The sequence below is a fragment of the Sphingopyxis yananensis genome, assembly GCF_020687785.1.
Taxonomy (GTDB): Bacteria; Pseudomonadota; Alphaproteobacteria; order Sphingomonadales; family Sphingomonadaceae; genus Sphingopyxis; species Sphingopyxis yananensis.
This window is the reverse complement of record NZ_JAJEWI010000002.1, coordinates 46,190-60,678: the sequence shown is the minus strand read 5'-3', so window position 1 is coordinate 60,678 and position 14,489 is coordinate 46,190. Positions and strand designations below refer to the sequence as shown.

At 58.5% G+C, this 14,489-nt stretch carries 13 protein-coding genes and 1 pseudogene; 5 read left to right on the top strand and 9 right to left on the bottom strand.

Annotated elements, in window-relative coordinates; translation table 11 throughout:
• Positions 1-294 precede the first annotated feature (294 nt).
• Positions 295-2,679, top strand: a complete 2,385-nt coding sequence (locus tag LKO31_RS01635) for a heavy metal translocating P-type ATPase (RefSeq protein WP_227688343.1) — start codon at positions 295-297, stop codon at positions 2,677-2,679.
• A complete protein-coding gene (gene cueR / locus LKO31_RS01630) occupies positions 2,676-3,086 on the top strand; it encodes a Cu(I)-responsive transcriptional regulator (RefSeq protein WP_227688342.1) in 411 nt (136 codons plus the stop codon). The genes LKO31_RS01635 and cueR overlap by 4 nt, the downstream gene beginning before the upstream one ends.
• A gap of 32 nt (positions 3,087-3,118) precedes the next feature.
• Here the strand turns inward: cueR and LKO31_RS01625 are convergent, their stop codons facing one another.
• A complete protein-coding gene (locus LKO31_RS01625) occupies positions 3,119-5,374 on the bottom strand; it encodes a nitric-oxide reductase large subunit (RefSeq protein ID WP_227688341.1) in 2,256 nt (751 codons plus the stop codon).
• Positions 5,375-5,544: 170 nt separating this feature from the next.
• Between LKO31_RS01625 and LKO31_RS01620 the strand changes: the two genes are divergently transcribed.
• Entirely contained in the window at positions 5,545-6,741 is a 1,197-nt protein-coding gene (locus tag LKO31_RS01620) for an NnrS family protein (RefSeq protein WP_227688340.1), read from the top strand.
• On the opposite strand, the gene LKO31_RS01615 is transcribed toward LKO31_RS01620, so the two are convergent.
• The gene (locus LKO31_RS01615) at positions 6,742-7,077 is read right to left on the bottom strand and encodes a cupin domain-containing protein (RefSeq protein WP_227688339.1); all 336 of its coding nucleotides are present in this window, start codon (positions 7,075-7,077) and stop codon (positions 6,742-6,744) included.
• Between the two features lie 128 nt (positions 7,078-7,205).
• Positions 7,206-7,643: pseudogene (locus LKO31_RS01610) on the bottom strand (integrase core domain-containing protein); the annotation flags it as partial.
• Positions 7,644-7,691: 48 nt separating this feature from the next.
• Here LKO31_RS01610 and LKO31_RS01605 point away from each other — a divergent pair.
• Positions 7,692-8,051: a transposase gene (locus LKO31_RS01605; RefSeq protein WP_227688338.1), complete on the top strand. Its 360-nt coding sequence runs from the start codon at positions 7,692-7,694 to the stop codon at positions 8,049-8,051.
• Between the two features lie 508 nt (positions 8,052-8,559).
• On the opposite strand, the gene LKO31_RS01600 is transcribed toward LKO31_RS01605, so the two are convergent.
• From LKO31_RS01600 to LKO31_RS01580, 6 genes are all read right to left on the bottom strand, one after another.
• Entirely contained in the window at positions 8,560-9,087 is a 528-nt protein-coding gene (locus LKO31_RS01600) for a hypothetical protein (protein ID WP_227688337.1), read from the bottom strand.
• Positions 9,088-9,497: 410 nt separating this feature from the next.
• Positions 9,498-9,950: a hypothetical protein gene (locus LKO31_RS01595; protein WP_227688336.1), complete on the bottom strand. Its 453-nt coding sequence runs from the start codon at positions 9,948-9,950 to the stop codon at positions 9,498-9,500.
• Between the two features lie 68 nt (positions 9,951-10,018).
• Positions 10,019-10,270 (bottom strand): helix-turn-helix transcriptional regulator, encoded by a 252-nt coding sequence (locus LKO31_RS15150; RefSeq protein WP_407699230.1) that lies wholly within the window; start codon positions 10,268-10,270, stop codon positions 10,019-10,021.
• 43 nt (positions 10,271-10,313) lie between these two features.
• Positions 10,314-11,120, bottom strand: a complete 807-nt coding sequence (locus LKO31_RS01590) for a hypothetical protein (protein ID WP_227688335.1) — start codon at positions 11,118-11,120, stop codon at positions 10,314-10,316.
• A complete protein-coding gene (locus LKO31_RS01585; RefSeq protein ID WP_227688334.1) occupies positions 11,074-12,348 on the bottom strand; it encodes a site-specific integrase in 1,275 nt (424 codons plus the stop codon). Before LKO31_RS01585 ends, LKO31_RS01590 begins: the two co-directional genes overlap by 47 nt.
• 409 nt (positions 12,349-12,757) lie before the next feature.
• Positions 12,758-13,720, bottom strand: coding sequence for a Coq4 family protein (locus tag LKO31_RS01580; protein WP_227688333.1), 963 nt, complete (start codon positions 13,718-13,720; stop codon positions 12,758-12,760).
• Positions 13,721-13,821: 101 nt separating this feature from the next.
• On the opposite strand from LKO31_RS01580, the gene LKO31_RS01575 reads away from it, so the two are divergent.
• Positions 13,822-14,457 (top strand): TetR/AcrR family transcriptional regulator, encoded by a 636-nt coding sequence (locus LKO31_RS01575; protein WP_227688332.1) that lies wholly within the window; start codon positions 13,822-13,824, stop codon positions 14,455-14,457.
• The last annotated feature ends 32 nt before the right edge of the window (positions 14,458-14,489 follow it).

Below are 14,489 nucleotides of genomic sequence, written 5' to 3'. Positions count from 1 at the left end.
GCCATGTCTAACACTCTCAATGACCCCCAGCCTGCAAAGCCAGAGGTGAGTTCAACATGGGTCAACTCTCAGTGGAAATTTATACCCCTCCCGGGTCACTTCTCAGCGGCAATCAACACCCCTGACGGGGACCGTGTCCGTTCGTCTCGATTCTGGTTCGCCTTGCCCGCACGCTGATTCAGTTCCTTCGAGTCGAAGCGATTATCGCACCTGACACTGTGTTAAGGTCAAGCGGCTATTGACTCTGACATAGTGTCAACCTCCAGATTGACAGGTACTTGAAGGAGATGGTTGATGGCCGAGTCGAATCATAGCGCGCATTCCGGGGCCCATAGCTGTTGTGCTGGGGGTCCCGGCAAGGCGGCTTCCACGGATCCGGTAGTCGATCCGGTTTGCGGCATGACCGTCGATCCGCAGAAGACAGCGCATCATGATACCCATGCTAGCCATGAGTATCATTTTTGCAGCGCCGGCTGCCGCGAGAAATTCGTCGGCGATCCGGAATATTACCTGATCCCGGCGGCCGACCGGGTGGTGGATGCCCCGCCCGGATCGATCTGGACCTGCCCGATGCACCCCGAAATCCGGCAGGACCATCCCGGCGCCTGCCCGATCTGCGGCATGGGGCTGGACCCGGAAATGGTCACCGCCGATGCAGGGCCGAGCGCTGAACTGACTGACATGTCGCGTCGCTTCTGGATCGCGCTGGCGCTGGCACTCCCCGTCTTCATTCTTGAAATGGGCAGTCATCTGTTTCCAGCGCTGCATCATCTCGTGCCGATGAAGCTGTCGACCTGGGTCCAGTTCGCGCTGGCAACGCCGGTTGTGCTGTGGGCGGGTTGGCCTTTCTTCGAGCGCGGCTGGGCCTCGCTGAAAACGCGTAACCTCAATATGTTCACCCTGATCGCGATGGGGACAGGCGTGGCGTGGGGTTATAGCGTCGTCGCGACACTGGCACCCGGCATTTTCCCAGCCGCTTTCCGGGCCGCCGATGGTTCAGTCGCCGTCTATTTCGAAGCGGCCGCCGTCATCACCACGCTGGTCTTGCTCGGGCAGGTTCTCGAACTGCGGGCGCGTGAACGGACCTCCGGCGCGATCAAGGCGCTGCTTAATCTGGCGCCCAAAACCGCGCGGCGTATCGCCGAGGATGGCAGCGAAGAAGAAGTCTCGCTCGATCTGATCGCAGTGGGTGACCGGTTGCGGGTGCGACCCGGTGAAAAGGTGCCGGTCGATGGCGTGGTCGAGGAAGGCCGCTCGGCGCTCGACGAATCGATGGTGACGGGCGAATCCATGCCAGTCACCAAGACGGTCGCCGACACGGTGATTGGCGGGACGATGAACCAGAGCGGCGCGCTGGTGATCCGCGCCGACAAGATCGGGCGGGACACCATGCTGGCACGCATTGTCCAGATGGTCGCCGACGCGCAGCGCTCCCGCGCGCCGATCCAGCGCATGGCCGATCAGGTCGCCGGCTGGTTCGTGCCGGCGGTGCTGGCGGTCGCGGTTGTCGCCTTCGCCGTCTGGGGCATTTGGGGGCCTGAGCCGCGCTTGGCGCACGGGCTGGTCGCGGCAGTGGCAGTGCTGATTATCGCCTGCCCCTGTGCGTTGGGACTGGCGACGCCGATGTCGATCATGGTCGGTGTCGGGCGCGGGGCGGGGCTTGGCGTTCTCATCAAAAACGCCGAGGCTTTGGAGCATATGGAGAAGGTCGACACGCTGGTGGTCGATAAGACCGGGACGCTGACCGAGGGGAAGCCCGCCGTTACCCAGATAATCGCGGCGGATGGTTTCGAGGAGGGCGAACTGCTGCGGATAGCCGCCGGGGTTGAACGCGCGTCGGAACATCCTCTGGCACTGGCGATCGTCGATGCGGCACTGGCGCGTGACATCGCCATCCCTGCGGTTAGCGACTTTGATTCGCCGACCGGCAAAGGCGCGTTGGGTCTGGTCGAAGGCAGGCGCGTAACACTGGGCAATGCCCGTTTCCTGGGTGAGTCCGGGATCGACACCTCGTCCCTCGCTACGCAGGCCGACCAGCTTCGCGCAGATGGAGCCACCGCGATCTTCATGGGCGTGGACACGGAGGTCGCGGGCGTGTTCGCCATCGCCGATCCGATCAAGCCGACCACCGCCGAAGCGCTGGCCGCTCTGCGCGCCGATGGCATCAAGGTCGTGATGCTGACCGGCGATAACCGCACGACAGCCGAAGCGGTTGCGCGCCAGCTTGGTATCGATGCCGTCGAGGCCGATGTGCTGCCCGACCAGAAAGCGGCTGTCGTCGCGCGGCTGAAACAGGAAGGTCGGATCGTCGCCATGGCGGGCGATGGGGTCAATGACGCGCCGGCCCTCGCAACAGCGGACGTGGGCATCGCGATGGGACATGGCACCGACGTCGCGATGGAAAGTGCGGGCGTGACCCTGCTCAAGGGCGATCTCAACGGGATCGTCCGCGCCCGCCAACTCAGTCAGGCGACGATGTCCAATATCCGGCAGAACCTGTTCTTCGCCTTCATCTACAATGCCGCTGGCGTGCCGATCGCGGCGGGGCTGCTCTATCCGGTATTCGGCATCCTGCTCTCACCGATGATCGCGGCGGCGGCGATGGCCTTGTCTTCGGTCAGCGTCGTCGCCAATGCGCTGCGCCTCAATCGGGTGAGCCTGAATGCGGTGAAAAGGTGAATATCGGTGCAGCCTCGAAGGCGAGCGGCGTCTCGCAGCGGATGATCCGCCATTATGAGAAGATCGGCCTGATCCCGGCGCCGCTACGCCGGGACAGCGGCTATCGCGATTATGCCGATGCCGATGTCCACCGCCTGCGGTTCATCGCCAATGCGCGCGATCTTGGCTTCCCAATCGAGGAAATCCGCGATTTGCTCGGGTTATGGAGTAATAACCAGCGTGCCAGCGCCGAGGTCAAGGCGCTCGCCATCGCCCGCGCCGAAGAGCTGGGTCGCAAGGCCGAAGCGCTTCAGATGCTGCGCCACACGCTACTGGAACTCGCCGAACGCTGCCATGGCGACGACCGGCCCGACTGCCCGATCATCGAACGCATGTCCGGCGAGGCCGCCGCCGCCCCGAAGCGATAGCCGGTTGGGTGGCCCGCCCGGCTCGCCACCGGTCACGCATAGGTCGGCTGGCGTGCGCCCTGCCGGAAAAGGCCCAGAATCACCACCTGCCACGCGATCGCCACGGCGCCGACGATGAACACAACGTCGCCGAACGTGCGGATCCAGCGCAGGGTCTCGAGGAACGGCTGCTGCAGGAAGGTGTCGCTGCGCGCATACCACATGCCGACGCTGGTGCTGGCCTGGAACTGGAACAGTCCGACCGGCAGCAGACTGGTGAAGATCATCAGCACCAGACCGGCGTTCAGGCTCCAGAAGCCGGTTTTCATCAACCGTTCGTTGAACAGGACATCAGGATGCAGATAACGCAGGATCAACAGCACAAAGCCCAGTGACAGGAAGCCATAGACGCCGAACAGCGCCGCATGGGCATGGACGGCGGTGGTGTTGAGGCCCTGCAGATAGAAGAGTGCGACCGGCGTGTTGATCATGAAGCCGAAAACGCCCGCGCCCAGCATGTTCCAGAAGGCGACTGCGACAAAGCACATCAGCGGCCATTTCACCCGCTGCATCCACGGCGCGCGGTCCTTGTAGCTCCAATGCTCCCAAGCCTCATAGCCAAGTACGATCAGCGGCACGACCTCCAGCGCGCTGAACGCCGCGCCGACCGCCATCACCGGCGTCGTGGTGCCCGAGAAATAGAGGTGGTGGAAGGTGCCGGGCACGCCGCCGACCATGAACAGCGACGCCGAGGCCAAAGCCGCCGCTGTGGCCATGCGGCGCGACACCAGCCCCATGGAGGAAAAGATGAACGCCAATGCGGTGGTAGCAAAGACTTCGAATATGCCTTCAACCCACAGATGCACCACCCACCAGCGCCAATATTCCATGATGGTGATGTGGGTGCGCTCACCGTAAAAAAGGCCGGAGCCATAGAACAGCCCGATGGCGACGACCGACACGCACAGCAAGGCGATGAGATTCTTGTCCCCGCCACCGCGCATCGCCGGGATCATCGCGCGCAGCATCAGGACCAGCCAGAACAATATGCCGATGAACAGCGTGATTTGCCACAGTCGGCCGAGGTCGAGATACTCATAGCCCTGATGGCCGAGCCAGAAATTCAGCTCTGGCGGCATGGTCTGGGCGATGGCAAAATAATTGCCGGCAAAAGAACCGACGACAACGATTAGCAGCGCCGCGAACAGGACATGGACGCCAAGCGCCTGATATTTCGGGTCCTTGCCGCCGTTGATAACCGGCCCCAGAAACAGACCTGCCGCCAGAAATGCCGTGGCGATCCACAATATCGCGCTCTGGACATGCCACGTGCGGCTGAGGGAATAAGGCAGCCACGACAGGTCGATGCCGTAAAAACCCTGTCCCTCGATAGTGTAATGGGCGGTCAGACCGCCGAGAAACACCTGGAACACGAACAGCGCCATCACGACGAACAGATATTTGCCGACCGCCTGTTGCGATGGTGTCAGAGCGATGGACAAAATGGGATCGCGCGCCGGCGCTTTTGGTTCGGGCTCGTGGCGACGCAGGAACGCCCAGCCCCAGATCAGCCCGCCGACGCCGGCAATCAGGATCATGACGCAGGCGAGCGACCACATGATATTCTCGGCGGTGGGATGATTGCCGATCAGCGGTTCGGGCGGCCAGTTGTTGGTATAGGTCGCATCGGTCCCCGGCCGTTCGGTGGCGGTGGCCCAGGCGGTCCAGAAGAAGAAGTCGGTCAGGTCCGCGCGCCGCGCCGGGTCGGGCAGCGTGTTTTCCTTCATGGCATAATTGTCGCGCCGCTGCGTCAGCGCCGGATCGTCGCCATAGAGCCGCTGATAATAGGCCGCGACCTCGGTGATCGCTTGTGCTCGCCGGTCGGAAACCGTCAGGGTGCCGGTGTCGGGGTCATAGCTGTTGCCGCGATATTCCTGTTTCAGCCAATAGGTGAGCTTCGCCTGTTCTCCGGGCTCGAGAGAATCGAACGGCTTGCCCTCGGTTTCCCGCGCCGCAAGATCAAGCCAGGCGAGCAATTCGCGATGCAGCCAGTCGGCGGACCAGTCGGGCGCCTGATAGGCGCCATGCCCCCAGATCGACCCGACCTGCATCCCGCCGGTGCTTTGCCACGCCGTCTGTCCGTCCAGAATATCGTCGCGGGTCATCAGCACCGCACCGCTGGTCGATACGACCTGCGCGGGAATCGGCGGCGCCTTGCGATAGAATTCGGTGCCGTAAAAACCCAAGATGCTGAACGTGACCACAAGAACCGCGATCAGCGTCCACCAAAGCTTGCGATATTCCCCCACGGCGTATCCCCTTGCCAATCGTGCGAATCAGTCGACCATAACAGATTGAAGGATCTGTGTTAGTGACAACTTTGTTCGCGTATGTGCGCGACTTCAAGATGTTCCGAGACCATGCCGACGAGAAGTTTCTATAGAGAGTCTTGGCTATACTGAGATGGACGGTGTCACGCATGACTGAGAACGTCGAATGGGATCGCGTCGCCGAAACGCCGATGGCCCTCCAGGGTAGCTTCCGGCTGCTGTTCACCGGCGGAGCGCTCTGGGCGCTTGTCGTCGTGGCGCTTTGGGTCGGTGCCTTGGGCGGGGCGTGGAGCCTGCCGACCGCGATGGAACCCCTTGCCTGGCACCAGCATGAGATGCTGTTCGGCTATCTCGGCGCGGTCATCGCCGGGTTCCTAAGCGCGGCAATCCCCAACTGGACGGGGCGGCCGGTGGTGACGGGGTGGCCGGTTACGGCGTTCGTCGGCCTGTGGGCCGCCGCTCGGCTGGCAGTGATGTTCTCCGCCTATGTGCCGCCGCTCGTTGGCGCCGTGCTCGACGTCGGTTTTCTGCTGGCGCTGCTCGGCTATGCGGCGTGGCAGATCTTCGCGGCCGGCAACCGCAACAAGCCAATCCTGATCGTCCTGCTCCTGTTCGCCGCGGCCTGCGGGCTGGATCATGCCGCGGCTATGGGGCTGACGGCTGACCCGGCTATCGGCATGCGGGCCGGTTTCGCGCTGGTCCTCATGCTGATCACGATCATCGGCGGGCGGATCATCCCGGCCTTCACCCGCAACTGGCTGACCAAGAATGGCCGCACGGACGGGTTGCCGATCATGGCCAACCGGTTCGACCATGCCGTGCTCGCGGTCACGGCGATCGTGCTGGCAGGCTGGGTGTTCGCACCGGCGGCGCATCCGGTGGCCTGGCTGCTGCTCGTCGCCGGCGCATCGCAAGCCGTGCGGCTGACCCGCTGGGCCGGGCTGAGTGCGATCGGCGATCCATTGGTCTTCGTCCTGCACGTCGCCTACGCATGGTTGCCGGCGGGCCTGCTGCTGCTCGGGGCTGCTATCCTGTGGCCGGTCGTGCCCGTATCGAGCGCGATGCATGCGCTGGGCGCCGGCGCGATGGCGGGAATGACACTGGCGGTGATGACGCGGGCGACACGCGGTCATACCGGCCGCCCGTTGGAAGCGGACGGCGCCACGGTCGTCATCTATGTGCTGGTCAATCTCGGGGCATTGCTGCGGGTCGCCGCACCGCTGCTGCCGCTCGACTATATGCTGAGTATTCGTCTGGCCGGCGGCCTGTGGGGCGGCGCCTTCCTGCTGTTCATCTTCGTCTACGGCCGCATGGCGTTGCAACGGTCTGCTAGAGATCAAGCCTGATCACGGCGTCAGCTGGGTATCGAACAAGATCGTGAGCAGCAGCCGTGCATCCTCGATGCCCTGAACCGAATGCTGATCGCCGCGCTCCAGATAGACCCAATCCCCAGCAACGAGTTCGATGTCCGATGGCCCCAGCGTGACCCGGCCTTCAAGGCAATGCAGCGTCAGATAACCGGCAACATGGTGTGGCGGTATGGTCGATCCCGCGGGAACGACGAGATGGATTGCTTCGAACCGGTCCGATTTGACCAGCGCGGCAGTCCCGGTGGCCCCGCGCTCGGGAGCCAATGTCCCCAGATGGATTACTTCGCCGGACTTTGCATGCTGCAGCGCCATTCTCAGATCCCCTTTGAGGCAGTCTTATACTATCCTATCCGACAACGCCCGAAGTGTCCGTCGTCAGAACATTTGGCACAACTAGCGGCTTAAATTAGCGGAGTGCGGGCTTCGTTCTGGTGTTGATATTAAGCGGCGAGCTTGCGGTGTAGCAAGCGCCGATATTCGATGGTCTTCCTTTTGATTTTTTCGCGTTGTTTGATGATGGCTGGCGCCCTGCCGAAGTAGGCGTCTGCGGGCGTCACGTTGTTCAGGCTCTCATGGTATCGCTGGTGGTTGTAGTGCTCGACAAACGCCGCAATCTGGGCTTCAAGGTCACCGGGCAGGAAGTGGTTTTCCAGCAGGACACGGTTTTTCAGGGTCTGGTGCCAGCGCTCGATTTTGCCCTGGGTCTGGGGATGCATCGGGGCGCCGCGCACATGGCTCATCTTCCGTGCCTCGATATATTCCGCCAGTTCGCCCGCGATGTAACTCGGGCCATTATCCGATAGCAGCCTGGGCTTGTGCAGCACGGTAGCACTGTCGCAACCTGAAGCATTGAGGGCGAGGTCCAGCGTGTCGGTGACAAAGATCAGATCACGGCAAAGACACGCCTCGCCACAGCGACCAACCGGTTGGTTCGAGAACAACTCTGCCGTCGGATCGATGATATCGACACCGACATTAAAGCGCTGGATGAAGTGATTGCGCAGATTGCCAAGCAGCGTGGGACCCTTGACGAGCGCATTAGGCGATTGATGACCATTCCAGGGATTGGCAGATTGACCGCGACGACAATGCTAATCGACATGCCGGAACTCGGACATCTGGATAGCAAGAAGATTGCCGCTCTGGCTGGGCTTGCGCCCATGACACAGCAGTCAGGCAAGTGGCAGGGGAAAGAGCGAATTATCGGTGGCCGGGCATCACTACGGCGGGCAATCTACATGCCTGCGCTGGTCGCTATTCGCTTCAATCATGATCTGCGCGACTAATATCAGCGGCTCGTAAATGCGGGAAAAGCGAAAAAGGTCGCAATCACCGCCGTCATGCGCCGGATGGTCGTTCTGGCAAATATGTTGTTGAAAGAAGGGCGCGATTGGCAACCTGAACGCCCTTGACCAAGACGGATACTCGACCGCCCGTTTCGCAAATGATCAGCTTCATCGATGAGCATCGCGATGAGTATGTCCAAACAGGCGTGACCACCTTAGTTACGCTCCTTCGTAATCCAAAATATCATCAATTTTGGAACACTCAGAAGGGCACAGATAAGCAAAGCAAACTCCAAATTCACAATTCTCAAACGCGCGTATTTTGCGGGGGCGGCGTTCCCCGCGCAAGAAAGACCTAAAATACGGTCCCTATTTTTTCATGCCCCTGATCGCCACAGCGCGCGCGACAGGGCCTCGGCGCGCCTCAGCCATGCCCTACTCCCCCTCAATGCAATGGCCCCCTGTGCCGCCCCACAGGGCAATCTAGGGGCATATCCAATTCGGCCCATCAGATGCCGAAGAGGCGTTGCATTTCATGGATGACGCGGGCTTCGATCAGCCCCTCTGCCTCGCGCCAATAGTTGATGGCGGGGTCGCGCACCATCTCACGCGCAAGGTTCGGCCCGAACAGGGGCTTGAGGGGATAGCGTTCATCGCTCGTGCGGATGAACACCCGGCCTCCATAGGCCGGGACAATGAATGATGATTTGAACACCCTGCGTGCGGCCCAGGGCCTGGCACTGACGCCACGCTTTCCCTGCTTCGCCCCAAAGAGGTTGAGGTTCGTCTCGTCGCCTCGCGCCTCAAGCTGATAGCGCAGCGCGGAGCGCGTTGCGCGTATGGTCTTCACGGCCTGATTGATCTTGCCGTATTTGATGCCTGTGCTTTTGACGAGCGACCGCTTGACCTTGGTGCGGACCTGATCGCCCCCGCGATTGATCGCGGGGACAAAGACCTTCCGAGCATCGCCTTCTGAAAGACCTTTGATCTTCGCAGCGTGGCGCTCGATGATGCCGTCCCCGCGAATGATCAGCACGGCGCTTCTCCAAACGAAAAAGGGCCGCCCCGAAAGGGGACGGCCCAGCGATGAATGGTGCACCGACGATAGGATCATTCAGAACGCGCGCGTGCGTTTATCATTCCATCAATAGCCCCATTTTATTCAGCTTGCATTACACCAGCGATGGCCGCCCCTAGGGCGGACAAGCGACGGAAGAATTACCTTCCGATAGGGTCGCCGGCTAGCTGGTTTCTGAAGCCCTATCAAAGCTTCGCGCGCGCGACCATATCTATATTAAGGGGAAACATTCTGGGGCTGGGCCTTGGGGCCCACCCCAATTACGGGTTAGCTTACGATACTAAGGGGGTATTTTTTACGGGGGGACCCGTCCTTAATTAACGGTGCTCGAAACTCCATTGTTTTCGCGGCTAACCCGTCCGTAAAGATTAGGGGAGGGGGTCAGCTTTTGCCGCCTTCATTTCCTTTCTCATTTTAGTTTTGGCAGTCTTACGGGATTGAAATTCCCGGGACCGTGCTGTCGCACTTTTTTTGCTTCGTGCAACAGCGTTGGGCGGGTTTGAAAGTTCATATTTCTTTACCCCTTCGGACATGCCTCGTTCGATCATATATCCTAGTGAGACTAAAACATTGCGGGCTTTGGTTATGGTTGTCTCACTCAAGCCTGTGGATCCGACCAGCGCGCTCATGGTTCGGAATGGGTGGGGGTTTTGTGATCCCATAAAGCGGGCGTAATCCATGAACACTTTCATTTCAGATCCCCCGCAATCCGGGTGGGGGTCAGCATTAATTGTCTCTGCTATCGATAATTTTAAACTGGCGTAGTAACTACTGCTCCTTGGCGCAGCAGTGGTATTTTGATGATCTTGAGGCACACTCAAGCCCTTTCAATTTCTCTTTCGATGGGTGATGGCGCACTGCACAGGGCGCCCACAGGCGCTGCCTACAGCTATGCATTTCCCGCATGTCGGAGAGGCGTGGAAGAGCGCGATGCCAGCCAAGTATCGAGATCGGTACGGCGGTATAATGTTTTGCGAGATGACTGCCGAATGAAGGCAGGGCCATTGCCGTGCATGCGATATTTGCTCAATGTCGAGGGCGCGGTCCGTAGGTATATGGCTGCCTCCACAGCATCCAGGACCGGAAGGGTCGCCACATAGGCTGGTTCGAGATTTCGTTGTTTTCGATTTTTATAAGGCATGATCAATCTCCATTGCCGTTTGATAGGCGGAGATTGGCATCGTCTAATCTTCTTGACTAAACCCGATTGCCCTTTTCTTTTCCGGTGCCATTTTCTGCCATGCTATCAGTTTCTTATCCATCCAACTGGTCCAGGATGCCGGGACATTCGCCTGATCGCGTTCCGGTAAAGGCATGCCAACGTCCCGCCACGCAGCCAGTATAAAGCGGTGTGTTTCTGCATCGCTCATCGGCCTGAATAATTGTGACGTCGCATGCTCGATATTTCCGATGAATATCATGCCGAGAATGTCGGACCTGTCAGAGGGTGGTTGCTTCAGCTGTGTGCGGTCGGATACAAAGCGGCCAAGTAAGGGAACTAGCTCCCGCATGTTGGCTTCTATCGCAAGCCAATCGGCCTGTGCGCCTGATTGGCGTTCCCAAGGAATCTGAGGCTCGTATAGTAGTTTCTCACTTCGGAATCCCAAGGCAGGAATATCCTTGTTCCTGCGTGCAAGGAACTGTTGCAAGGAAGCGGCAAGTATCTCAGCTTCCTCCCTTCGTTGCTGATGTTGTTCGATTTCTTGGCGCCGTTGATATAGCTCTTTGGTTCGAAAAACTGCTGCCATCCAGCACCTTGAAACAGCACTTCTGATCTTCTGACAGGAGCCGTCATCGAGTAAAAATGAAACGAACTTATCTACCTCCCATGTAGCATCCGGATCTTGCACGCGACTGAGCCCGCTCCAATCCTTTCGTTTGGATAGATCCGAGTCAAACCATTCGAGGAAGGCCTCTGCCAATGTGGTCTCGGCGGCACGGCATTTACGCGGCATCAGAAGCTCCGGGACCGAATGGAAGAATTGTAGCATTATTTCCTTGCATCGCGGCTGCAATGCGATGTGCTATTTTATCCGCTGCGGCCTTGAGAGGATCGTCCGCCAAATGGGCATAGCGCTGGGTTGTAGCCGCTTGCGCGTGCCCGAGCATTTTCCCGATGATGGCAAGAGGGACACCGCCTGCGGCAGCGACGGAGGCATAGCTATGCCGCAGATCATGGATTCGGACATCTTCAAGTCCGGCATGAGTGCGGATAGCACGCCAGGGGCGGTTGAGGTCAGCGCGGGGCTTATCACTCGTATCGCCTCGAATGACATATGCGCCGAGCGCTTCTCGTTCGCTTAGAAGTAGCAAGGCTGGAGCAGAAAGAACGGTATGTCGGCGACCCGTTTTGGAGTCGCGTAAAAGCGCGATGCCGCGTTCAAAGTCAATATCGGTCCATTTTAAGTTCAAGACTTCTCGCATTCGAAGACCAGTAAGAATCAGAAGGCGAATAGCATCGCACGCATGACGATCGATAATGGTGCGCTGATTATTCTTTGGGACATGCTTGCTTTCGCTTGGCTTCCAAGGGAAGCCTTCGCTTTCTGCCAGGGCAAGACTGTTCCCTAGCCGGGCCAATTCTTCGGGTGACAAAAAGCGCTCACGGCCTTCTTCTCGAAAAGCGCTAATCCCGCTTGCAGGGTTGGTTCCCTTGGGCACGTGCCCAGCAAGAGCTGCGTGGCGGAATATAGAGCCAATGACTTCCAATAGTCTGTTTGCGGTCGTTGGTTTCGTTTTGCCAACTTTGCGATGGAGTTTAGCAATATCTATCGTTGTAATTTTGTCGATTTGTAACGTGCCCAGCGCCGGCGTCAGATGTTTTGAAATATAGGATTTGTAATTTGCCAAAGTGCGCGGCTTCAAACGATCTGCTTCATCCTTGAGAAATGATATAGCAAAATCTGAGAAGCGGGGAACGGCTCGCTCCTTTTTACGGGTCGCGGCAGGGTCGCCCCCTAGGCGTACGGCCGCCAGTACATCGGTCGCTTGTTTCCGCGCAGCTTCGGGCGTCAGTTCCTGAGTTGTTCCAAGGGTATAACGTTTTTTAGCTACGTTGCGCCCGCCAGCTCCAGGCCGATATTCGACAAAATAAGTTTGCCGCCCCGTTGGCTCTACCCGTAATGCGAATCCCACAAGGTCTGCGTCATAATAGATGGTTCTGGCTGAGCCTGGCTGTATAGAAGCAAGGCCCCGTCTAGTCAGCTTTGCAATCGGCATTATCTTATCCCCCCAATCTTTGTGCGCCACCTGTGCGCCACCGTGACATGAATAACAGGGTGAGACGTTAAGCAATGATAGTTGATTATGGCAAGCTATTCCGCGGTTTTGTCCCGATTATGCGCGATCTGATTGAACAAGGTGTGACCCGCAATATAGCTCATAACCTGAAGGTCGTAGGTTCAAATCCTACTCCCGCAACCATATCACACAACTATATCGATGATAGTGAACAAACTTGGCGATATGCACAGGACCGCCTTGCTCGATCCAAAAGTCCGCGAAGATCAACTCTGCCCGGCCTTTTGTCGGCGGAGGTAAGATGGCCATAAGCGCTGAGCTTAGGCATTGACGCTACTGCCATTGAGGCCGATCGAACAGTGAATGTCCGTCGACCTCATGGCGATGATTATTTGCCTTCTGCCATAGAAGCCGCCAGCGTTTCCATCATCTGGACCGCAGCACTGTCGAGCGGCCGAAGCCCATAATCCGCACGGATTTTGGAAATGGGATCGGCAATCAGCTTGTGCCACGGCGCATCAATGAGCGGTTGCGCATTGCGACCATGGCGCCAGCCGTCAAAGGTTACAGCCAACATCATCGGCAAAAATTCGAGTGCGTTGAACGCCGCCTTTGTGGCGACGGTCGCCAAAAAACGTGTCGAGTAGTTTTGGCCAAATTGTGCGAGTTGGAATCCCGATATCGCAATTTCTCCCGCGCCAGTAAAACCATATCCGCCAACCAAATGCCAAATGTCATGCAACTGCAAGATGCGGCGGTTGGTGCGATTCTGGGCCGGATATTCACTGCCGATGACCACCGTGTCTGCGTCGATGACCTCAATATCATAGCCATTGCTGGTCAGCATGTTGAGCAGATCGGTTGCTAGGCTGTCGGTTGCGTGATTGCGCAGATCATCCGTTTTCAAACGAATTTCCGGTTGCGCGATCAGTTTTTTCACGCTGTCGAATTGCAAAAGTGCCTGTTCGCATGCGTCGACCATGCGTGGGTCATAATGAACACCCAGCGCGACAACGGCCAAGGTCAGGTCGAGTTCTGTCGTAAACTCATCCTGAGGCCGTTCGATGATGGCCCAAAATTCGTCCCACAAGATGCGAGGCAGAGCAATGCGTTCTTTGCCGTCAACGGCCCAAGGCAATTGGGCGGCGATGTGGTCGACTTGTTCCTGCCGATCATGGCTATGCGCCAAGGCATCGTCGATTGCGGTGAAGATGGCAATTTGGTCGACTGGATGGGTGAAGGCCGCTGTTGTCATCAGCGCCGGGATCACCAATTCGGGATGATCTTGTAACGGCGGACGTGCACATTCGACCCATGTTTCAAATTGATGGCGCATGATGTTGTCGGTCATGGCGATTCTCCCAATTATGATTGCTCTTCGATTGCACTATAAAACTATAATAATCAACTTAATTTGCTGGTGATTTGGGCCTGGGCCCGTATAAGGGAAATATGAGCCAAATTAGCAAAGTGACTTTCCCGCGCCGCGAGGCTGCGAAGGCCCGCACAAGATTGCGCATCGAAAATGCTGCGCGGCATTTGTTCATCACCCACGGCTATTCCGACGCCACCATGGCGGCGATCGCCGACGCGGCAGATGTGCATATTACCACTTTGTTCACCCATTTCGCCAGTAAGCGCGATCTGGCCGAAGCCATTGCGATTTCGGCAGGGGAGCGTTTTGCAGAAATCGCCACCGAACAGCGCGACTTGGGTGTTCCGGTGCTGCGGTTTTGGCGGCATCAGGTGTTAAACGTGGCCCAAGCCTATGAGCGCGATGGGAGCGGGCAGATTAGCTTTGGCCGTGCGCTGGCGGAGGAACCGGATTTATTGTCCGTGTGGTCGGCGCAGCACCAATTGCAAATCGATGTTTTGACGGATTATATCATTCATGAAGTGGGTGATCGCGACAGCGTTGATGCGGATGGCCGAGCACAGATGGTTGCGGCGATGCTGGTTGCAGGAGGGCGCATGGCCTTTGACCGTTGGATCGCGGAAGGGCGTGGCGGCGATTTGGTTCAGGAGAATGAGCGGTTGTTGGATGCCGCCGAAGCGATTTTGGCGTCAGGCTTTGTTCTGAAAAATTGACGCATGATAGACGAAAGCGCCGCGAATTGGCG

What these genes read in the sequence shown, in the direction of transcription:
- LKO31_RS01615 (WP_227688339.1), bottom strand. Translation starts at nt 7,077, where the DNA reads ATGGCGCTGCAGCATGCAAAGTCCGGCGAAGTAATCCATCTGGGGACA.
- LKO31_RS15150 (WP_407699230.1), bottom strand. Translation starts at nt 10,270, where the DNA reads ATGCCTTATAAAAATCGAAAACAACGAAATCTCGAACCAGCCTATGTG.
- LKO31_RS01575 (WP_227688332.1), top strand. Translation starts at nt 13,822, where the DNA reads ATGAGCCAAATTAGCAAAGTGACTTTCCCGCGCCGCGAGGCTGCGAAG.
- LKO31_RS01620 (WP_227688340.1), top strand. Translation starts at nt 5,545, where the DNA reads ATGACTGAGAACGTCGAATGGGATCGCGTCGCCGAAACGCCGATGGCC.
- LKO31_RS01580 (WP_227688333.1), bottom strand. Translation starts at nt 13,720, where the DNA reads ATGACCGACAACATCATGCGCCATCAATTTGAAACATGGGTCGAATGT.
- LKO31_RS01585 (WP_227688334.1), bottom strand. Translation starts at nt 12,348, where the DNA reads ATGCCGATTGCAAAGCTGACTAGACGGGGCCTTGCTTCTATACAGCCA.
- LKO31_RS01590 (WP_227688335.1), bottom strand. Translation starts at nt 11,120, where the DNA reads ATGCTACAATTCTTCCATTCGGTCCCGGAGCTTCTGATGCCGCGTAAA.
- LKO31_RS01635 (WP_227688343.1), top strand. Translation starts at nt 295, where the DNA reads ATGGCCGAGTCGAATCATAGCGCGCATTCCGGGGCCCATAGCTGTTGT.